Source organism: Flavobacterium sp. Root935 (assembly GCF_001429295.1).
Classification (GTDB): Bacteria; Bacteroidota; Bacteroidia; order Flavobacteriales; family Flavobacteriaceae; genus Flavobacterium.
The window spans coordinates 187,606-209,199 of the sequence record NZ_LMJL01000001.1; the positions used below are offsets into that span (position 1 = coordinate 187,606).

The 21,594-nt window shown below is 33.7% G+C and carries 18 protein-coding genes and 1 pseudogene; 8 read left to right on the forward strand and 11 right to left on the reverse strand.

Features of this window, described 5'->3' with window-relative positions; all coding sequences use genetic code 11:
- Position 1 precedes the first annotated feature (1 nt).
- The 3 genes from fusA to rpsL are packed head-to-tail and all read right to left on the reverse strand — an operon-like array spanning position 2 to position 3,053.
- On the reverse strand, positions 2-2,158 hold the full coding sequence (gene fusA, locus ASE40_RS00955) for an elongation factor G (protein WP_057114923.1): 2,157 nt from the start codon (positions 2,156-2,158) through the stop codon (positions 2-4).
- A gap of 10 nt (positions 2,159-2,168) precedes the next feature.
- On the reverse strand, positions 2,169-2,645 hold the full coding sequence (gene rpsG / locus ASE40_RS00960) for a 30S ribosomal protein S7 (protein WP_017495022.1): 477 nt from the start codon (positions 2,643-2,645) through the stop codon (positions 2,169-2,171).
- A gap of 24 nt (positions 2,646-2,669) precedes the next feature.
- The gene (gene rpsL / locus ASE40_RS00965; RefSeq protein ID WP_007136570.1) at positions 2,670-3,053 is read right to left on the reverse strand and encodes a 30S ribosomal protein S12; all 384 of its coding nucleotides are present in this window, start codon (positions 3,051-3,053) and stop codon (positions 2,670-2,672) included.
- Positions 3,054-3,235: 182 nt separating this feature from the next.
- Here rpsL and ASE40_RS00970 point away from each other — a divergent pair, with 182 nt between their 5' ends.
- From ASE40_RS00970 to ASE40_RS01000, 7 genes are all read left to right on the forward strand, one after another.
- Complete coding sequence (locus ASE40_RS00970; RefSeq protein ID WP_241774305.1) at positions 3,236-4,936, forward strand: hypothetical protein; 1,701 nt, start codon at positions 3,236-3,238, stop codon at positions 4,934-4,936.
- Between the two features lie 84 nt (positions 4,937-5,020).
- Positions 5,021-8,206, forward strand: coding sequence for a SusC/RagA family TonB-linked outer membrane protein (locus tag ASE40_RS00975; protein ID WP_057114924.1), 3,186 nt, complete (start codon positions 5,021-5,023; stop codon positions 8,204-8,206).
- A 16-nt stretch (positions 8,207-8,222) separates the two neighbouring features.
- Positions 8,223-9,650, forward strand: coding sequence for a SusD/RagB family nutrient-binding outer membrane lipoprotein (locus ASE40_RS00980; RefSeq protein ID WP_057114925.1), 1,428 nt, complete (start codon positions 8,223-8,225; stop codon positions 9,648-9,650).
- 13 nt (positions 9,651-9,663) lie between these two features.
- Positions 9,664-10,425 carry an immunoglobulin-like domain-containing protein gene (locus ASE40_RS00985; RefSeq protein ID WP_057114928.1) on the forward strand — a complete coding sequence of 254 codons (762 nt, stop codon included), beginning with the start codon at positions 9,664-9,666 and terminating at the stop codon, positions 10,423-10,425.
- 10 nt (positions 10,426-10,435) lie between these two features.
- Entirely contained in the window at positions 10,436-10,927 is a 492-nt protein-coding gene (locus ASE40_RS00990; RefSeq protein ID WP_057114930.1) for a lipid-binding protein, read from the forward strand.
- An 87-nt stretch (positions 10,928-11,014) separates the two neighbouring features.
- Positions 11,015-11,749 (forward strand): 23S rRNA (guanosine(2251)-2'-O)-methyltransferase RlmB, encoded by a 735-nt coding sequence (gene rlmB / locus ASE40_RS00995; RefSeq protein WP_057114932.1) that lies wholly within the window; start codon positions 11,015-11,017, stop codon positions 11,747-11,749.
- A 47-nt stretch (positions 11,750-11,796) separates the two neighbouring features.
- Positions 11,797-12,597, forward strand: coding sequence for a DUF2490 domain-containing protein (locus ASE40_RS01000; RefSeq protein WP_057114933.1), 801 nt, complete (start codon positions 11,797-11,799; stop codon positions 12,595-12,597).
- On the opposite strand, the gene ASE40_RS01005 is transcribed toward ASE40_RS01000, so the two are convergent.
- Together ASE40_RS01005 and ASE40_RS01010 are read right to left on the reverse strand one after the other, a co-directional pair.
- A complete protein-coding gene (locus ASE40_RS01005) occupies positions 12,598-13,104 on the reverse strand; it encodes a hypothetical protein (protein ID WP_057114935.1) in 507 nt (168 codons plus the stop codon).
- 64 nt (positions 13,105-13,168) lie between these two features.
- Positions 13,169-13,930 (reverse strand): rhomboid family intramembrane serine protease, encoded by a 762-nt coding sequence (locus tag ASE40_RS01010; protein WP_057114937.1) that lies wholly within the window; start codon positions 13,928-13,930, stop codon positions 13,169-13,171.
- Between the two features lie 174 nt (positions 13,931-14,104).
- Here ASE40_RS01010 and ASE40_RS01015 point away from each other — a divergent pair, with 174 nt between their 5' ends.
- Entirely contained in the window at positions 14,105-15,382 is a 1,278-nt protein-coding gene (locus ASE40_RS01015) for a replication-associated recombination protein A (RefSeq protein ID WP_057114939.1), read from the forward strand.
- Between the two features lie 15 nt (positions 15,383-15,397).
- On the opposite strand, the gene ASE40_RS01020 is transcribed toward ASE40_RS01015, so the two are convergent.
- The 6 genes and pseudogenes from ASE40_RS01020 to ASE40_RS01040 form a co-directional block, all read right to left on the reverse strand.
- Positions 15,398-16,168, reverse strand: a complete 771-nt coding sequence (locus tag ASE40_RS01020) for a hypothetical protein (protein WP_082586725.1) — start codon at positions 16,166-16,168, stop codon at positions 15,398-15,400.
- Positions 16,168-16,451: HAD-IA family hydrolase (locus tag ASE40_RS22200; RefSeq protein WP_241774306.1), on the reverse strand; the 284-nt coding region annotated here is incomplete at its 5' end. The genes ASE40_RS22200 and ASE40_RS01020, both read right to left, overlap by 1 nt.
- Position 16,452: 1 nt before the next feature.
- Positions 16,453-16,801 (reverse strand): annotated as a pseudogene (locus tag ASE40_RS22205) (noncanonical pyrimidine nucleotidase, YjjG family); the annotation flags it as partial.
- A 3-nt stretch (positions 16,802-16,804) separates the two neighbouring features.
- Positions 16,805-17,494 carry a RadC family protein gene (gene radC, locus ASE40_RS01030; protein WP_057114941.1) on the reverse strand — a complete coding sequence of 230 codons (690 nt, stop codon included), beginning with the start codon at positions 17,492-17,494 and terminating at the stop codon, positions 16,805-16,807.
- A gap of 258 nt (positions 17,495-17,752) precedes the next feature.
- Positions 17,753-19,108, reverse strand: a complete 1,356-nt coding sequence (locus ASE40_RS01035) for a UDP-N-acetylmuramate--L-alanine ligase (protein ID WP_057114942.1) — start codon at positions 19,106-19,108, stop codon at positions 17,753-17,755.
- A gap of 219 nt (positions 19,109-19,327) precedes the next feature.
- Positions 19,328-21,475 carry a S46 family peptidase gene (locus ASE40_RS01040; protein ID WP_057114943.1) on the reverse strand — a complete coding sequence of 716 codons (2,148 nt, stop codon included), beginning with the start codon at positions 21,473-21,475 and terminating at the stop codon, positions 19,328-19,330.
- Positions 21,476-21,594: the final 119 nt, after the last annotated feature.

Below are 21,594 nucleotides of genomic sequence, written 5' to 3' on the forward strand. Positions count from 1 at the left end.
ATTAAGCGTTACCTTTTGCTTTTTTGATTACCTCTTCTGAAATATTAGAAGGTGTTTCTGCATAGTGAGAAAACTCCATTGTTGAAGTAGCTCTACCAGAAGATAATGTTCTTAATGTAGTTACATATCCAAACATTTCTGACAAAGGAACATCAGCTTTAATAGTTTTAGCACCATTTCTATCACCCATATCATTAACTTGACCTCTACGACGGTTCAAGTCACCAACGATATCACCCATATTTTCTTCTGGAGTAATAACTTCAATTTTCATGATTGGCTCAAGAATAACAGCTCCAGCAGCACGTCCTGACTCTTTATAACCCATTCTTGCAGCTAATTCAAAAGAAAGAGCATCAGAATCCACAGGGTGGAAAGATCCATCTAACAAAGTTACTTTCAAACTATCAACAGCATATCCAGCTAATGGACCTGTTTTCATAGCCTCACGGAAACCTTTCTCAACAGCAGGAATATACTCCTTAGGAACGTTACCACCTTTTACTTCATTAACAAACTGTAATCCTACAGGAACTTTACCATCAACTTCATCAGCAGGCTCGATTCTAAATACGATATCACCGAATTTACCACGACCTCCAGATTGTTTCTTGTAAGTTTCTCTATGTTGAGCAGATCTTGTAAACGCTTCTTTATATTCAACTTGAGGCTCACCTTGGTTCACTTCAACTTTAAATTCACGTTTCATACGATCAACTAAGATATCTAAGTGAAGCTCACCCATACCAGAAATAATAGTTTGACCTGAAGCTTCATCTGTTCTAACCGTAAATGTTGGATCCTCTTCCGCTAATTTTGCCAAAGCCATACCCATTTTATCAACGTCAGCTTTAGTTTTAGGCTCAATAGCGATACCAATTACTGGCTCTGGGAATTTCATAGATTCCAAAATAATTGGATTCTTTTCATCACACAAAGTATCTCCAGTTTTTATATCTTTAAATCCTACAGCCGCACCAATATCTCCAGCCTCAATATATTCGATTGGATTTTGCTTATTAGCGTGCATTTGGTAAATACGAGAGATTCTCTCTTTATTACCTGAACGAGTATTTAAAACATAAGAACCAGCATCTAAACGACCAGAGTAAGCACGGAAGAAAGCTAAACGACCTACGAATGGGTCAGTAGCAATTTTAAACGCTAAAGCAGCAAACGGCTCTTTTACATCTGGCTTACGCAAGATTTTAGTTTGATCTTCTTCTAATAATTCAGCATCATCAGGGTGAATACCTTCGATACCTTCTTTATCTAATGGAGATGGTAAATACTTACAAACAGCATCTAACATAAATTGAACTCCTTTATTTTTAAAAGAAGAACCTGCAAGCATTGGAATGATCGCCATATCAATTGTAGCAGCTCTTAATGCATTGTTGATTTCTTCTTCTGTAATAGAGTTTTCATCTTCCATGTATTTATCCAAAAGATTCTCATCATAAGTAGCAATCTCTTCGATAAGGATCGAACGGTAGTGTTTTACATCGTCAACCATATCAGCAGGGATGTCAACGATATCAAAAGTAGCTCCTTGAGTCTCATCATGCCATACGATAGCTTGATTTTTCACTAAGTCAACAATACCTTTAAAATCTGCTTCATCACCAATAGGCAAAGTAATTGCAACCGCATTCGATTTCAACATATCTTTAACCTGTCCGCATACAGCTAAAAAGTTAGCACCTTGACGGTCCATTTTATTTACGAATCCCATACGAGGAACTCTATATTGATCAGCAAGTCTCCAGTTAGTTTCTGATTGAGGCTCAACACCATCAACAGCACTAAATAAGAAAACTAATCCATCAAGTACACGTAGAGAACGGTTTACCTCTACAGTAAAGTCAACGTGTCCAGGAGTATCAATAATATTAAAGTGATAAGGCAATGATTCTGGAAGAGCCTTACCTTGCTCAGTTGGAAAATTCCAAGTACAAGTTGTAGCTGCAGAAGTAATTGTAATACCTCTTTCTTGCTCTTGCGCCATCCAGTCCATTGTTGCAGCACCATCGTGCACCTCACCAATTTTATGCGACTTTCCAGTGTAAAAAAGAATACGCTCAGTAGTTGTTGTTTTACCAGCATCAATGTGAGCAGCAATCCCGATATTTCTTGTATATTTTAAATCTCTAGCCATTTCTTACGAATTAAAATCTAAAGTGAGAGAATGCTTTATTAGCTTCTGCCATTTTGTGAGTATCCATTCTTTTCTTAACTGCAGCACCTTCTTCTTTAGCAGCAGCTAAACATTCTGAAGCTAAACGTTGTGCCATAGATTTTTCATTTCTTCTTCTTGAATAAAGTATTAACCACTTCATTGCCATAGAAATTTTTCTGTCTGGACGAATTTGCATTGGGATTTGGAATGTAGCTCCACCAACTCTACGGCTACGTACTTCTACGTGAGGCATAACGTTTGTTAAAGCATCTTTCCAGATCTCTAATGAAGTCTTCTCATCATTTTGCTTTTTAGATTCAATGATATCAATAGCATCATAAAATACTTTAAAAGCTGTAGATTTCTTACCATCCCACATTAAGTTATTCACAAAACGCGTTACTAATTGGTCGTTAAACCTTGGATCTGGTAAAAGTGGTCTTTTCTTTGCCGCTCTTTTTCTCATGTCTTTTTCTTAAAAGTTTTTAAATTACTTTTTTGCTTCTTTTGGGCGTTTAGCACCGTACTTAGATCTTCTTTGCGTTCTTCCCGCAACACCTGACGTATCAAGCGCTCCACGAACGATATGATATCTAACACCTGGTAAATCTTTTACCCTTCCGCCTCTAACTAATACTATCGAGTGCTCTTGTAGATTGTGTCCTTCTCCAGGAATGTAAGCATTCACCTCATTACCATTTGTCAAACGTACACGCGCAACTTTACGCATTGCAGAGTTTGGTTTTTTTGGTGTAGTAGTGTAAACACGCGTACAAACCCCTCTTCTTTGAGGACAAGAATCTAAAGCAACCGATTTACTCTTCTTAGTTATCTGAGTTCTTCCTGTTCTTACTAATTGTTGAATTGTTGGCATAATTAATACTAAAAATTATTATGTTTATTAAATTCCCGCTTTTTACGGGGTTGCAAATGTATAAAATATTTTTCACTATACAAACGTTAAATCATTAATTTTCAACAACATTATTTATATCTATGATTTCACAAAGAAACATTAGATATTTGCTTTACATTTAATCAACAAAACAATTGCATTTGAAACAATTAACACACATACTTCTTTTTCTTTTTACCTCAAGTTGTTTCGCTCAATCTTTTTATTTGAATATAAACGGAATTGATAAGAAACAAAATCAAACAATTGACTCCATTCCATACGCAAAAAAACACTCTAATTTAAAATCTCTTTATAACGAAATCGAATTGGTTTCAAAAGAACTAACAAAACAGGGATATACCGATTCTAAAAAACTAGAAACCAAAAAAATAAATGACAGCACTTTTACCTCTACAATCGATCTAAAAAACAAGATAAAAGAAGTACATATATATATAGGTATAAACTCTTTTTTTTCCGAGTCAAAAAAAACAGCAAAAGACAGCATATTTATCCCTTATTCAGAACTAGAAAATTTTTTAAATCAAGAAATCTTAAACAATGAAAAAGCAGGTTTCGCTTTTACAAAGATAAAACTGGAAAACATTAAGAAAAAGAATTCCATAATTTATGCTGACCTAAATTTCGATTCTGAAAAAAAAAGAACCTTAAATTCAATTATCCTAAATTACACAAATCTCAATTCTAAAGATTATTTCCCAAAAGGAGCATTAAAACAATTAAACAAGAAATACATCAACAGAACTTTCAACCAAGAAATAATAAAAAAAATCCATGCCGATATCAACAGCTTTGAATTCATTTCTCAAACTAAATATCCTGAAGTACTTTTCACAAAAGACTCAACTAAAGTCTACGCATACATTGAAAAACGAAAAGCAAATACTTTCGATGGATACATTGGCTTTTCAAATGATGAAAACAAAAAAACAATTCTAAACGGATATTTAGACATATCACTTATAAACACACTTCGTGCTGGAGAAAAATTTTCACTTTATTGGAAGAGTGACGGTAATCAACAAAAAACCTTTAACACCAAACTCGAAATCCCATATTTATTTAAATCTCCAATAGGCATAAAAGCTCAACTGAACATATTCAAACAAGACAGCACTTTTCAAAATACCAAAACAGATATCAATCTTGGATATTATTTGAATTACAATTCAAAATTATACATTGGATATGAATCCACAGAATCTAGTGATATTCAAAACACCAACAACTCAACGATAAGCGATTTTAACAACTCGTTTACCACAGTTACATTTGACTTTCAAAAAGCAGACTTTGAAAATCCTATATTCATAAATAAAGCATTTATCAACACCGCACTTGGGTTTGGAAAACGAACAACCAACAACAATCCTCAAACAGCAGGCATAAGCAACCAGCTCTTTGCAAACATAAACTTTAAGTACAATTTTGAACTCAATCCTAAAAATTTCATTAACATAAATTCACAAAATTACATCTTAAAGAGTCAAAACTATATTTCAAATGAATTATTTCGATTTGGAGGAATGAATTCTATTCGAGGTTTTTTAGAAAATAGCCTGCAAGCCAACTACACTTCGATGATTCTTACAGAATATAGATATTTATTATCACAAAGCTTCTACATAAACTCAATCATCGATTATGCCATATACCAAGACTTAACAAGCAATTCAAATAAAAATAAATTAAAAAAATTAATAGGAATTGGCATTGGTACTACTATACAAACAACAAGCGGTATATTAAAAATAAACCTTACAAATGGAGGCGAAAAAACCTCGGATTTGCAATTATATAACACTATCATAAACATATGTTATAATGTTAAATTTTGATGTTTAACGAAAAAAATATTTTTTTTATTAGGAAAGTTAACAAATTATTAAGAGTTTTGCGATACTAATTCAAAATATTTAAAAATGAAACTAAAGTTCAATGGATTCTTAGTACTTTTACTAGTACTAGTTGCGCAATTATCATTTGCGCAAGAAAGAGCTGTTTCTGGGACAGTTTCTGACAATGCAGGAATGCCTTTACCGGGTGTTAGTGTATTAGTTAAAGGAACTAAAACGGGAACACAAACTGACTTTGATGGTAAATTTTCGATCAAAGTATCACCAAGCCAAATTTTGGTATTTAGCTACATTGGGATGAAAACTCAAGAAGTAGCAGCAAGTTCTTCTACTGTAAATGTAAAACTAGCAGATGCAGGAGCCCAAGAACTTGAAGGCGTAGTAGTAACAGCTTTCGGTATCAAAAGAGAGAAAAAAGCTCTTGGTTACGCAACTACAACTTTAAAAGCAGATGCGCTTACACAAGTAGTTAACACGAACCCATTTGAAACACTTTCTGGTAAAATTGCAGGGGTTGATATTACTGCTCCATCTCAACCAGGTGCTTCTACAAAGGTTGTAATTCGTGGTTTCAACACTATTACTCAACCTGGTGGACCTCTTTACGTAGTTGATGGATCTCCAATTAACAATAGTTATACAGGATCAACATCTTCAACAAGATCTTACGATGCTGGTAACGGTATTACTGACCTTGACCCTAATAATATTGAAAGTATGACAGTTCTTAAAGGAGCTGCTGCATCTGCTTTATACGGTTCTAGAGCAGGGGGTGGTGTAATCATTATTACTACTAAAAAAGGAAAAGCTAACACAGGTATTAAAGTTGATATGTTGGCTTCTACTGAATTTAGCGAAGTTGCAAGAGTTCCACATTTACAAAATCAATTTGGACAAGGGTGGAATGGTGCTGGATATTCTGGAACTAATTCTTATAGTAACGAGAACGGTTCTTGGGGACCTGCTTTCAACGGAGAAGTTAGACCATGGGGTACTGTATACAACGGAACTCAGCAAATCAAACCATATGTTGGATTAAATGACAACGTTAGAGATTTTTATGATACTGGTATTCTTTCTACTCAATCTGTAAACTTAAGCGGTGGTGGAGATACTTCAGATTTCTCTTTAGTATTTTCTAATGTAAACAGTGATGGAGTTGTTCCAACTGAATCTGACTTATACAAAAAACAATCTATTGGTTTCAATGGAGGTTTAAAAGGAAAAAGATTCACTCTAAGAACTTCTTTAAACTATGTATACAAAGATCAGAGTGTTGTAAATGCAGGTCAGGGTGACGATGCAGGACAAGGTTCTACATTGCAACAAGATTTATTGCAAATTCCTAGAGATGTTAGTGTGGTTGACTTAAGAGATTACAAAAACAACATTTTTAACACTCCGGATTACTATTTTACTCCTTACGCTACAAACCCATATTTCTCACTTAATGAGAATAGCACAAAAATTTACGGACACAATATTTTTGGTAACGTTAACTTAAGCTACAAAATTACTGATAAGTTAACTGCTACATGGCAAGTTGGTGGTAACCTTAGAAATGAAAGACAAAAAAGTTACGGTGCTATTGTAAACTATCTTCCTGGTACTCCACAAGCAGTTGCTGGTGCGAATCCAGTTGTTGGAGGGGTAACAGAAGGAAGATCTGAATTCAGTGAATTTGATACATTCTTCAACTTAAATTACAACACAAACTTAAGCGAAGACTGGACATTGAATCTTTTAGGTGGTTTCAACTACAACAAAAGAGAATCTGATCAACTATTCAACACAATTACAAATTTAGGTATCCCAGGATACTATGAACTTTCAAACTCAGCTGTTAGACCAACAATTACTCAGGCTAACTCAATGAGAAAAACTGGAGCTGTTTACGCTTCTGCTGAGATTGCTTTCAAAAACAGATATTTCTTGACTCTAACAGGTAGAGAGGATGTAACTTCTACTTTACCAATTGGTAATAATGCTTATTTTTACCCAGCATTATCTCTTGGTGCTATTGTTATTGACAACGGAGATACATTCTTAAAATTAAGAGCTGCTGCATCTAAAATTGCTAACGATACAAGCCCATATGCAACTGAAAACTCTTATGTTCCAGGATCTGCTGCTGCTAACTTTGGTATCATCGCATCTCCAATTGGAGGAATTAGTTTCTATGAGGCAGCTGGAAGACTTGGAAATGCTGATTTAAAACCAGAAACTACAGTGGAGTATGAAGTTGGAGCTGAAGGATCTTTCTTTAAAAACAGAATTAGCTATGATATTGCTTTATATCACAAAACTACTTCTGATTTGATTGTTAATTTACCATTGGACCCATCAACTGGTTATACTACTAAATCAATCAACGCAGCTGAATTAGAAAACAAAGGTATTGAGCTTTCTATTACTGCTAGCCCAATTAAAAATAAAGACTTTACTTGGAACTTAACTTATACGTTCACTAAGAACATGAGTGAAGTTACTAAATTAGCTGACGGATTTGATAGAATTGACATACAGCCTGCTTACGGAGTTACGTATTCTGCTGCAAAAGGAGAACCATTAGGAACATTCTTTTCTCAAGTACCAAAAACTAATGCTGCTGGACAATATATCGTAAATGCTGCAACTGGTATGTATGAAGTAAGTGACGATATCCAAAAAATTGGTAACTCACAACGTGATTTCGTAATGGGATTACAAAACAATTTCAAATACAAAAACTTTAACTTAGGAGTATCTTTAGACTGGAAACAAGGTGGAGAATTCTACTCTTACACAAAAAGACTTTCTCACTTCGTAGGAAATGGTATTGAAACTGTTTACAATGACAGACAACCATTTATCATTCCTAACTCAGTTAATGAGCAAGTAGATGCAACAACTGGTGCGGTTACATATACAGAAAACACTACACCAATTGCTTGGGATAAAGTAACTTCTTTTTACAATACTTCAAACAACCCTGGTATTGAGCAAACTCACGTAATTGACAAAACTTTTGTAAGATTAAGAGAGATAAATTTAAATTATGATTTCCCTTCTGCAGTAAGTAAAAATATGGGATTAAATAAAATTACTTTAGGAGTTTACGCAAGAAATCTTTTCATGTGGACTCCGGGAGAAAATCCATATACTGATCCTGAAACTGGAACTTACGGAACAGGTGTAGGCTCTGATTTTGGAGAATTCGGTACTAACCCATCTCAAAGATCAGTAGGTGGAGTTTTAAAATTATCATTCTAAAAAAATATATAGAAAAATGAAAAAGATAGTAACATTAATTACAGCTCTTTTCTTATTAGTGTCTTGTGATGAAACATTTGACATTAATAGAGATCCGGATGCATTGCCTCCTGGACAAGCAAATAGTACCATTCTTCCAGCAGGTATTGCTGGCTTGGCAGGTGCTCAGGGATCATACTACGCCATCATTGGTGGATTCTGGTCTCAATTCTGGACACAGAACAACACATCTAACCAATACAAAGATGTGGATTCTTACAGTATCGGAACAAATGACTACCAAGTAGGTTACACTGCAATGTTTGATGCATTAAACGATATTAGAACAGTAAAAGCTCAAGCTGAAGCTGAAGGTAACTGGAAGTATTATCTAATTGCTACTGTACTTGAAGTTGAAGCTTCTCAGGTTTTAACAGATTTGTATGATGCAATTCCTTACACTGAGGCTAACAACGTAAACATTCTACAGCCTAAGTTTAATACTGGTAAAGAAGTTTATGACTTAATGATTGCTGATTTAAAATTAGCTTTATCAAAAGACTTAAGTACTTCTAATGGTTCTGCTCCTGCTGCTGACGATTTTATTTTCGGTGGTAACATGACTAACTGGACAAAATTCGGTAATACTTTATTGTTAAAATTACATTTAAGATTAACAGAAGTTGATCCAACTTTAGCTCAATCTGGAATCACTACTTTAATTAACTCTGGTGCTGCATTCTTAGATGTTGATGCTGCTATGACTCAATTTGAAGATGCTGCAGACAGAAGTAACCCATTGTACGAATCAGACAGAAGACAGTTAAATACTACGCTTAACCTTAAAGCTAGTAAAACTTTGTATACTTATTTACAAACTAACGCTGATCCACGTTTAGCGAAATACTACGGTACTGGTGTTCCTAACAATCAGGGAGATTTCGAAAACACTGTAACGAACTTAGCTACTGTAACTTTAAGTGCTACTACTCCTGTATTTTTCTTAAGTAAAGAAGAAAGTAACTTCTTACAGGCTGAAGCACTTTCAAGATACTATGGTGGAGCTGGTGCAAAAGCGAAATATGACGCTGGTGTAACTGCTGCTATGACAAGATTTGGAGGAACTGCTACTGCATTCTTAGCAGCTGGTGGAAAATATGAATTCCCTGCTACTGGAACTGCTGCTCAGGTTGAAGCAATTATCACTCAAAAATGGATTGCAAGTTTCCCTGGAAATGGTTATGAGTCATTCTTAGAGCAAAGCAGAACTGGATTCCCAAGAGTTTCTACTGTACCTCAAACAAATGAAGCTTACGTTCCTGGACAATTTGCAGTATCTGTAGAAAATGTAACAGGTGATAAATTCCCAAAAAGAATTGTTTTACCAAACAACGTAAAATCAAGAAACTCAAACGCTCCAGCTTTGAAAGCTATTACTGAGCCAGTTTGGTGGGATGTTAACTAATAAAAAATAGACAATGAAAAATATATTCATAAAACTAACAATGGTAGTTATTGGAGGTTTACTTTTTACTTCTTGTGAGGCTGACTCAACTGGAGGCGTTTCAAAAGTTACAATCTACCCTACTATTACAGTTAATGGTGCAAGTACAGTATTTGTACCAGCTGGTGGAACTTACACAGATCCGGGAGTTGTTGCCAAAGAAGGATCTGCTACAATTGAAACTGTAGCGACTTTCAATGGAAATTTCAGAGGTGCTAAAACATTAGATGTTAATCAGCCTGATGAGTACACTGAAACTTATACTGCAACAAACAAAGATGGTTTTAAAGCAACTGCTACCAGAAAAGTTATTGTATATAAAACTGGAGATTTAGTAAACAGTATCGAAGGTGTTTACCTTTCTACAACTAGAAGAAATGGTACATTATTACCAGCTTCTCAAGGTAGTTCAGTAGATCAGAAATACATCTACATTTGGAAAAATACTGACGGAACTTACGGAGTATCTGATGCTTTCGGAGGATGGTACAGTATAGGAAGAAATATTGGAATTACTTCTGCAACAAGAGGCGGAACAATTGCCGGTAATATTCCAACTAATACATTCACTTACCCAGGAAACCCATTAACAAATCAATACTTTGGTGGAGTTGCTAACATTACAGGTTTAACTGTAACTCCTGCAACTAAAACTTTAGTGTTATCTTGCGCTTGGCTTGCGCCACCTGCTACAAACTATAGTTTTGTTTCTACATTAACTCAATTGCAAATCTAAAATTATTAAAATGAAAAAATTAAAACTAAATATAACACGTGTACTTGTAGCAATGCTTGTACTTACGTCATTTGTAGCTTGTGACGAAGTTGGAGATACAGATCCAGGAGGAACTTCAGTAGAAGCATTAGCTGGTGATTGGTTTATGAATGTTTCTGCTCCAGATGGAACAGCTATATCTGAACACGATTTGTTTTCAACTTATAACACTGCTGCAAACGATGGTGGTTTATGGTTAGACGATCATGAAAGTGTTGCTGAATTTAAAGTTAAAGTTGTTACAAAAAGCGATGGTACTTTTTCAGCATCTGCAGCTACTAATGAATACAATAGTAGAACTGTAAACATTACAGCTGGTAAAGTAGAAAAAAATGCAGCAACTTCTAAAGGAGGTCATAAAGTTGACAAAATCACTTTTAATGCTGAATTTAGTGATGAGCCTGGAGTTATCTACTCTTACGAAGGTCACAGAAGAACTGGTTTCTACGAAGACGAATACTAGAATTTTAATTCCAGTAATCTAAATATTAAACCATCCCATTAATTTGGGATGGTTTTTTTATATAAACATTATACCTATATTTGCGTAATGGAAAAAGAACATCAAATATTTGGCATTAGAGCCATCATAGAAGCAATTCAGGCAGGAAAAGAAGTAGACAAAGTCTTCATTCAGAAAGAGATTTCTGGTGAGTTAATGAAAGATTTAATGAAGGTAATGAAACGTGCTAACATTAACTTCTCCTATGTACCTGTAGAAAAACTAAATCGTCTTACTCCAAATAATCATCAAGGTGCAGTTGCCACCATCTCTCCTATCGGTTTTATCGATTTGGAACATCTTGTGGAATCAACTATTGAATCTGGAAAAAAACCATTATTTTTAATATTAGATCAAATTTCTGATGCTCGAAATTTTGGAGCTATCATTAGAACAGCAGAATGTACAGGTGTAAATGGTATCATTGTACAAAAAGCAGGTTCTGCACCTGTAAACGGTGATACGGTTAAAACTTCGGCTGGTGCTGTTTTTAATGTGCCGATTTGTAAAGTAGAACATATAAAAGATGCAATATTCTATTTGCAGGGCTCTGGCATTAAAACAGTAGCTGCAACTGAAAAAACCGATCAAAATATTTATGATATAGCACTAGATTCTCCATTAGCAATAATCATGGGGTCTGAAGATCGAGGAATAAATCCTTCTGTTTTAAAAATAGTAGATGAGAAAGCAAAACTACCAATGTTTGGTTCAATAGGATCTTTAAATGTTTCGGTTGCTTGTGGCGCATTTTTATACGAAGCTGTTCGTCAAAGAAGCTAAATCAAAATTGAGAATAAGATTAGAATGAATAATTAAAAATTTAATTAATGCTTTCAAAATCTAATCCAAAATTAATAATTGCTATACTCCGATGCTTGTTTGTAGTCTTGATGATTACAAACAGCTACGGACAAAACACTACATACAATCAGTTTTGGAATGAGATTCAATTTAATCAGACTCTCAGCAAAAAATGGTCTACGGAAATAGACTTAAGTGCTGCATACAGCAGTACTGAATCTTCTTCAAATTTATTCGAAAATACAATTCAAAGATCTATACGAGGCTGGGCTCATTACTACTTTTTGCCTAGATGGAAATTTTCAACTTTTATAGCTCATTACAATAACAAAGACGTGCCTGAAATTGGACAATTTGAATCTCCAGAATGGCGTTTTGCTCTTCAGGGAATTTATTACTTTCATAAAACCGGCTACACTTTGAGTACTAGAATGCGAACGGAATTTCGTCACATGAAAAATCAAGATGATGACTACGAAAATGTATTTCGATACCGTCAACAAATAAAATACATACAACCAATAAACAGCAAAGTTTTAAGAGAAGGAGTAATATATGCAATTGCTTCTGATGAAATTTATCTAAAATCTGGAACAAAAGTTACAGGAGAAAGTTTTTTTGATCGCAATAGACTAAATGTTGGGGCAGGATATTTATTTTCAGACGACATTCAGATTGAGCTCACGTACTGCAATGAGTTTTTACCTAGAAATAGTGGGAACCAAATCACTAATGCGGCATCAGTAACAATAAGCTTTAATAACCTTCTCAGAAATCTTCAAAAGAGAATTGCTAATAATCATAATCCGAAGGATGAAGAAGAATAACTAATTTTCTTCATTTTTCAAAAAGCATTTAAGCTGCTCAATAATTGCATCTTTATGTAGTTTGAAATTGTAACTTCTCACAAATTCGGTTCCCTGCATATTAATCTCTGCAATGACAGCTTCGTAATTCGAGAATGCCTCAATATCTTTTTCATCAATTAAATAAAGCACCTGCATAATCGAATCATTTCTCTGGTATTGGGTATCATAATGAACGAGCTTATAAATATTATTGTCTGCTAGGTGAATTATTAAATCGTCTTTAATCTTTTTTCCAATTTTCTTGTCTGGAAAAGGAGTTGGCTGTAACGCTACAAAGTAATGTTCCTTATCTGTTACGATATTAATTTTCAATGACTTTGATTTTGTCGTATAAAAGACAGCAGGATCAAAATAATATTGCATACTACCATCTGGCTGTATCCTATTTTTAATCTCACATTGAGCATTAGATTTGCTATTACAAACAAAACAGAACAATAAAATTAAAAATATTATTTTCTTCATGTTGCTTGAAATTAAACTGTTACACTAACAAATTTAATCTTTTTTAGCTAAGAAAACTATCAAATTAAATTTCGTCATCCAATTCAGTTTTTTTTGTAACAATGTAATTGACTGGAAAACTAGACGAAAAATATTCTATATGGCTTTCTTCTTCATCATTCGAAATGTTCACAAAATTACCATCTTCATCAAAATGCTTCATAAACGGATCTTGATTTGGATCAAAATCTGTACGCTGCCAGTCGTAAACAATTGGTTTTGCATATTCTGGTGTCCTGTAAAACAATGTTAGAGCAAAACCTGTAATAAGCCCTGCCAAATGTCCTTCCCAAGAGATAGATTGATCAACATCAGGAAAAACATACCATATCATTCCGCCGTAAAGCAAAATAACAGTTAGTGACAAAGCGACTAATCTATAATATCTGGTTTGAATTCCTTTGAAGAAAATAAAACTTATTAAAACATAAATTAATCCGCTTGCACCAATATGAAAATTTTCTCTTCCCACAATCCAGGTAATTAATCCAGAAAACAATATTCCGTAAGCAATCACTCCAAATGTCTGTTTCGGGTAAAAAAACTGTATCGCTGCTAATAATATTAAAAGCGGAATACTATTATTATATAAGTGGTCTAAATTTTCGTGAATAAAAGGACTAAACAAAACTCCTCGCAAACCCAAAAAGTCTCTTGGATAAATTCCGTATCGATAAAAATCAAAATCAAAGCGAATCTGCATCCAGTATATAATCCACAAAAAAAGGACAAAAAATAAAGGAAGTCCAATAACAGAATTTGAAAATTTAAAATTTGTGTCGCTCATATTTTTATCAATAACAATTGTTAGAGCTCAAAAAACTATCCAAAAATATTTTACTGATATTTTGTCATATAAGAAAAACATAAAAATGTCTCAGATTGTAACAATCCTTCTTAGTATCAATTGTTTTAACTTTCAATAAATAAAATCTAAAACTAAAAATAGTAATTTTGTAGAATGGAAGCACCATTAGCAGAACGCATTCGCCCGCAAAAATTAGAAGACTATATTAGCCAGCACCATTTGGTTGGTCCGACTGGTTCTTTAACACAACAAATTTCAAAAGGAATAATCCCTTCTTTGATTTTTTGGGGACCTCCGGGCACAGGAAAAACAACTCTTGCCCAAATTATTGCACAAGAATCAAAAAGACCTTTTTATATTTTGAGTGCAATTAATTCTGGCGTAAAGGATATTCGCGATGTTATCGAAAAGGCAAAGCAAAGTGGCGGCTTGTTTACTGCTAAAAATCCTATTCTTTTTATTGACGAGATTCACAGATTTAGTAAATCACAACAAGATTCACTTTTGGCTGCGGTCGAAAAAGGCTGGATAACTTTGATTGGTGCTACGACAGAGAATCCTAGTTTTGAGGTGATTCCTGCATTATTGTCACGTTGTCAAGTTTATATACTAAATGCTTTTACAAAAGCCGATTTAGAAGCGTTATTACAGCGTGCAATGAAAACTGATACATATTTATTGACAAAAAACATCAATCTTAAAGAAACAGAAGCTTTATTACGCCTATCAGGTGGTGATGGCCGAAAATTGCTCAATATTTTTGAACTAGTCATTAATGCATCTTCAGGTGACGAAATAACGATTACCAACGATCGTGTTTTAGAATTAGTACAGCAGAATACTGTTTTATATGACAAAACTGGTGAACAGCATTATGATATTATTTCAGCTTTTATAAAATCAATTCGCGGCAGTGATCCAAATGGTGCCGTCTATTGGCTCGCTAGAATGATTGAAGGCGGTGAAGACGTGAAGTTTATTGCTCGAAGAATGCTAATTCTTTCTAGCGAAGATATTGGCAATGCAAATCCGACAGCTTTTATCATGGCCAATAACACTTTTCAGGCAGTTACAACTATTGGATATCCCGAAAGCAGAATTATTTTAAGCCAATGCGCCATTTATCTTGCTACATCTCCAAAAAGCAATGCTTCATACATGGCAATTGGAAATGCACAGCAATTGGTAAAACAAACTGGAGATTTGCCAGTCCCAATTCATTTGCGAAATGCGCCAACAAAATTAATGAAAGAGTTAGGATATGGCGATGAATATAAATATTCGCATGATTATGCTAATAATTTTGCGGAACAAGAATTCCTGCCAGATGCTATAAAAGAAACGGTTCTTTACAATCCTGGAAACAATTCTAGAGAGAACAGCAACCGAGAATTTTTAAAGAACCGTTGGAAAGATAAATATGGCTATTAAACAGTATTTTATATTTTAAAATTTAACTACAATTTTTTCTGAAACCAATTTATCATTTTGGTACGATTCAAAGTACCATTGTCCATCTTCTTTTAAGATTAAAGAACCTTGAACATTATCTTTTATGGCGATGAAAACATTACTTTGAGAAGTTTTAAGAAGCTTCATTACTACTTTCGGTGTTTTATCTATTAACTGATATCCAGATTCAGTTGGCTGCGCATATAATAAATTTGGATCTTTTAAATCTGGAGATGGAGTTACAGCAACAACTTGAGCTGCGGCAACTGTTGTAACTGCTGCAGGGGCAGCATTCGTTCTTACAGGGGCAGATGATGTTTTAGAAGTTGTAACGGGAGTACCGCTATATTTATAATGCAATGCATAAACAGATTTAAAAGCATTTTCTAATGCTTCTCTATATGCTAAATCATAATCTTTTTCTTTACTTCTTCCAACTTCAGAGGTAAAAACAACTTGACCAAAACAATCTTTGAATTGAACAATAAGTTTAGTTACCAAAAAAGCACTATCTTTTGTTACATCAATGTATAAAACCTGACAGCGATCTGTATATCCTTCTGGGAGTTGTTCATTTGTATAAAAAGCTTCGAAACCTGCTTTAAGTAAGTTCTGTTTACTCAAAGTTGCCAAACGATATTGATTATCAGTTTTTATAAAGTCATATTTTAGAGGCACAATTACAGCTTTGTAATCATTAACAGACTGCGCGAATCCAACAACTGAACATAAAATTGCAGTAATTAAAAGTTTAATCTTCATCATTATAAATATTTTTTTAGTTCTAATAAATGGTTAATTTGTTTATAATCTCCGGAAACATCCAATTTTTTTTCATTAAAGAAAATAGCATCCAATCCAGCATTTAAAGCGCCATTTACATCGGCTTCAAAATCGTCTCCAATCATAATACTGTTTTCTTTTGAAGTATTGGCCAATTGTAATGCATAATCAAATATAATACTATTTGGCTTTTTAACTCCTGCTAATTCCGAATTTGTAATAGTAGCAAAATAACCTCCAAGCGAAGCATTATTTATTTTTTTTTNGATATTCCAAAACTTCTATTGCGCCATCAAAAAGATAATTGTTATCTGTTAGAAACTCAATGTAATCATTAGCAATTTCAAAGATATTTTCTTCTGATATTACATAATTTAAAGCATCAAAGGAAAACTTTAAACGATTGTAACGCAATTCCTGATGTGTAATTTTATCATTTTGATATAACCTCCAGCATTCCTGATTTATAGGAATATATTGTTTAATAAAATCTGCGGTAGGGATTTCCGCGTATTTCTCTTTAAAAATACGATCAAAAGCCATTTCTGAGTTTTTATCAAAATCCCAAAGTGTGTGATCTAAATCAAAAAAGATGTCTGTAATCTTGGTATTCATGTATTAAAAAATTCCTTCATCTACAAAACTATAATATTTTGATTCAGTTATAATCAAATGATCTAAAACTTTAACATCTAGACTTTCTCCTGCAAGTTTTATTTTTTTGGTAATTTGCTTGTCTGCATCACTAGGATTTAAGTTTCCAGAGGGGTGATTATGGCACAAAATCAAACCAGTAGCCCCATTTTCCATGGCTAATTTAAAAACTAATCTAACGTCTACGACAGTTCCCGTAATACCTCCTTTACTCAATTGAGACTTTGAAATAACGCTATTAGAATTATTAAGAAAAAGCACCCAAAATTCTTCATGAGGAAGTTCTCCAATAATTGGCTGCATTATCTCGAAAACAGCTTTACTAGAAGATATTTTTTTGAATATTAATGCATCTTCACTTCTTTGTCTTCTTCCTAATTCTAATGCCGCGACAATAGAAATTGCTTTTGCCTCACCTACTCCTTTAAATTGCATTAAACTTGAAATAGACAATTTCCCTAAAGCATTCAGATTTCCTGCACTTGATAAGATTCGTTTACTTAAAGAAACTGCCGATTCATTTCGACTTCCAGAACCAATTAAGATTGCAATTAATTCGGCATCACTTAATACTTCCTTCCCTTTCAACATTAATTTCTCGCGAGGCTTATCATCTTCGGACCAAACCGTGATCGGAAAATTAGATTTTTCCATAAATTAGAATAATTTTATTAGGGACGAAGATATTAAAAACAAGAAAAATCTTTCAATAAATATACATCAATTTTAAATTGAGTATATTCAAATTAATTATCTAAAATAAAATAATTACAAAATTTAGTTCTATTTTCTTTCAACTAGTTATATGATTGTTGATCATTTCAAATATGAAAATTTAAATTAAAGCATAAAAAAAATGCCAACTGCATAAAGCGATTGGCATATTATCTAATTTTCAAATTGACTAATTATCTAATTAATCAACCCTTTTACATCATCAAAGTTTAAACCTCCGTAATTACCAGAACTCATTAATAAAAGTGCAGAATTATCGAGATTTAAATTGAACAAATATTCCTTAAATTCAGCTGGATTGGTATAAATAATTAAATCTTTTCTATTGAAAGAGGTTGCAATTTGTTCATAAGTAACTTCTTCCAATTGTTTAATTTTCACCGCATCTGGCGAATAAAAAACTACTGCAACATCAGCATATTGTAAAGCTCCTTCATATTCTTTCAAAAACTCGGCATTTAAACTGCTGTATGTATGCAATTCTAAACAAGCCACTAAAGTTCTGTTTGGATATTGTTCTTTTACCGCTTTAGTTGTTGCAGCTACTTTACTTGGCGAATGGGCAAAATCTTTATAAGCTACTTTTCCTTTTCCTTCCGCAATTTTCTCCAAACGTTTAGATGCACCTTTAAAACTTGCAATTGCTTCGTAAAAATCGGCTTCGTCTACTCCCATATTTTGGCAGATCCATTTTGCTCCGGCAAGATTATTCAAATTGTGCGCTCCAAAAACTTCAATTGGCATATCGCCTTCTGGGGTTTTTAATAATGTTACACCATCATTGACAGAATACTCTGGAGTTTTGTAAGCAATTTTTCTAATCGGATTTGTTGCTGCTTCAGAAACACGTTTTACTTCTGGATCATTTTCGTTGTACACTAAAATTCCCCCATTTGTAATTTTTTCAATAAAAATTTCAAACTGCTCTACATAGTTTTCGTAGGTTGGAAAAACATTAATATGATCCCAGGCAATTCCAGAAATCAAGGCAATATTGGGTTGATACAAATGAAATTTCGGGCGTCTGTCAATCGGCGAAGATAAATACTCATCACCTTCCAAAACCATAAAATCGTTTATTTCGGTTAAATGAACCATTGTATCAAAACCTTCCAACTGTGCTCCAACCATATAATCGACAGCGATATTATGATAATGCATTACATGAAGAATCATCGAAGTAATAGTAGTTTTTCCGTGAGAACCACCAATTACAACACGAGTTTTATTTTTAGATTGTTCGTATAAAAATTCTGGATACGAATAGATTTTCAAACCTAATTCCTGCGCTTTTAATAATTCAGGATTATCAGCTTTTGCGTGCATTCCTAAAATAATCGCATCGATATCCGAAGTGATTTTTTCTGGAAACCAACCCAATTCTGCAGGAAGAATTCCTTTCTTGTCTAATCTTGATTTTGAAGGTTCAAAAATAGCATCATCACTTCCTGTAACCTGATATCCTTTATTATGTAATGCTAATGCAAGGTTGTGCATAGCGCTTCCGCCAATGGCGATGAAATGTGTTTTCATTGAATACGTTGAATCGTTTATATGTTGAATCGTTTATTCGATTAAACGAATACACAATTCAACGATTAAACCGGTTAATTATTCTTCAAAAATAAGGAAATATAGTATGCTCTATTTGGTTTTGAAAATAAATTATTGATTAGCACTAAAATTATTTAACAAAAAACCCGACAAGCTTTAGAAGAAACCTGTCGGGTTTAATTTATAAATAAAATGAGATTATTTCACAATAGTCAATTCATCAATAATATTTTTTGCTCCAGCGTATTTGTCAATAATCCAAAGTACATAACGAATATCAACGTTGATAGTTCTTTGTAATTTAGGATCAAAGATAACGTCTCCCGCCATAGCTTCAATGTTTCCATCAAAAGCAATTCCGATTAATTCTCCTTTTCCGTTAAGAACCGGCGAACCAGAATTTCCTCCAGTAATATCATTATCAGTTAAGAAGTTTACTGGCATATATCCTGCTTTATCAGCATATTGTCCGTAGTCTTTTTTCTTATTCAACTCTAATAAACGAGATGGTAAATCAAATTCTTGATCTCCTGCTTTGTATTTTTTAACCATACTTTCCATTGTAGTATAGTTATTAATTTTAGCATCTTCATTACGAGTATCTGCAGGTAAAGCGCGAACTTTTCCGTAAGTCAATCTCAAAGTAGAGTTTGCATCTGGATATTTAATTGCATTTAATTTTGATTCTCTTAAACCTTCTACCAATTTACGGTAAGCAGTTGCGAAACCATCATCAGCTTTTGCCTGATCATCTGTTTTAGAACGGTATTTTGTCAATAAATCATTAGAAATAATATACAAAGGATCGTGTACAATTGCCAATGGTTTTGGATCTGCTAAAAATGCTAATACTTTTTCTTTATTAGTAAAATAACTAATCTCTGTCGCTTTTGCCACATCTGCAGTAAAATCACCATTATTAGCAGTTTTCATTTTTGCAATTTCTGGAGCAAGTCCATACTCAGCAGCTTTAGAAGCGTATAAATTTAATTGTGCTGTTAAAACGTCTTTTTCTAATGGAGCATAAAACTCACCATAGATACTTTCAACCAATGCATTAATTTTAGGAAGCATTTCAGCTTTCTTAGCATCATTTTCTTTGTAGTAAGCAATTAATGCATTTCCTAAGTTCGCTGGTCCAGTTGCATAACTAGAAGTACGTAAAAGCTGTGTCAAATAATTATCGTGACGTGCTTTTAAGTTTGTTTCTCTGTAATAATCGTTGATAGTAGGAATTACATTCTCGTACTTTTCTTTATTAGCAGGTTTAGTTGCCCACTCATAGAATTTATCTTCTTGTTCTGTTTTAGTTTCTACAGTTCCAGCTTTTGTCAACGCATCAATCATACCTTGACGGTTTTTCCAATAATTAGCTGTCGAAGCATATTTAGAAGCATATTGTAAACGAACAGTTGCATCCTTATCCATATACTTTTTCATTTGGTCCATTCCGGTTTTTGCACCTTCAACCCAAGCAGGATAAGCATATTTAATATTTTGTTCGATTCCGCCAGCCGGCATCCAACGGTTTGTTCTACCTGGATATCCTAAGATCATTGCGAAATCATTTTCTTTTACCCCTTTAATACTTACAGGTAAATAGTGTTTAGGCTGCAATGGCACGTTGTCTTTTGAATATGCTGCAGGATTTCCGTTTTTATCAGCGTAAACTCTAAACATAGAGAAATCTCCCGTTTGACGAGGCCACTCCCAGTTGTCTGTATCACCTCCAAATTTACCAACACTTTCTGGCGGCGTTCCCACTAGACGAACGTCTGTATAATCTTGATAAACGAAATAGTAGTATTCATTTCCTTGAAAGAAAGGACGAACAGAAACAGTGTATTTTCCGTTTTCGCTATTTTCTTTTTCAATTAAACTAATCTCTTGTTGAATGATTTTGTTTCTTTCTGTTTCTGTCATTGTATCGTTTACTTTAGACAAAATTCTTTTAGAAACATCATCCATACGAACAAAGAAACGCACGTATAAAGATTTAGGCTTTAGTTCTTCTGAACGATTTTTTGCCCAGAAACCATTTTTCAAATGATTTTGTTCTGCTGTTGAAAGTTCTGCAATCGCGCTATATCCACAGTGGTGATTAGTCAATACCAATCCGCTGTTTGAAACGATTTCAGCAGTACAGCCTCCATTAAATTGTACAATGGCATCTTTTAAACTATGATTATTAATGCTGTAAATTTCTTCGGCTGTCAACTGCAAGCCCATTTTCTCCATATCTCTATGGTTCAATCTTTCGATAAACATCAAGAACCACATTCCTTCATCGGCTCTTACTGGAAAAGCCATAAGGCACATGGTCAAGAATAAAACTACTTTTTTCATGTTATTTTGTTTAAGTGATGCGAATATAACTCATTTTCGCAAAAAAAATAAACATAACTCCAAAAAACAAAACATAATAAATTAAATAATACTTGATTTTGCGAAATTCATAATTTTAT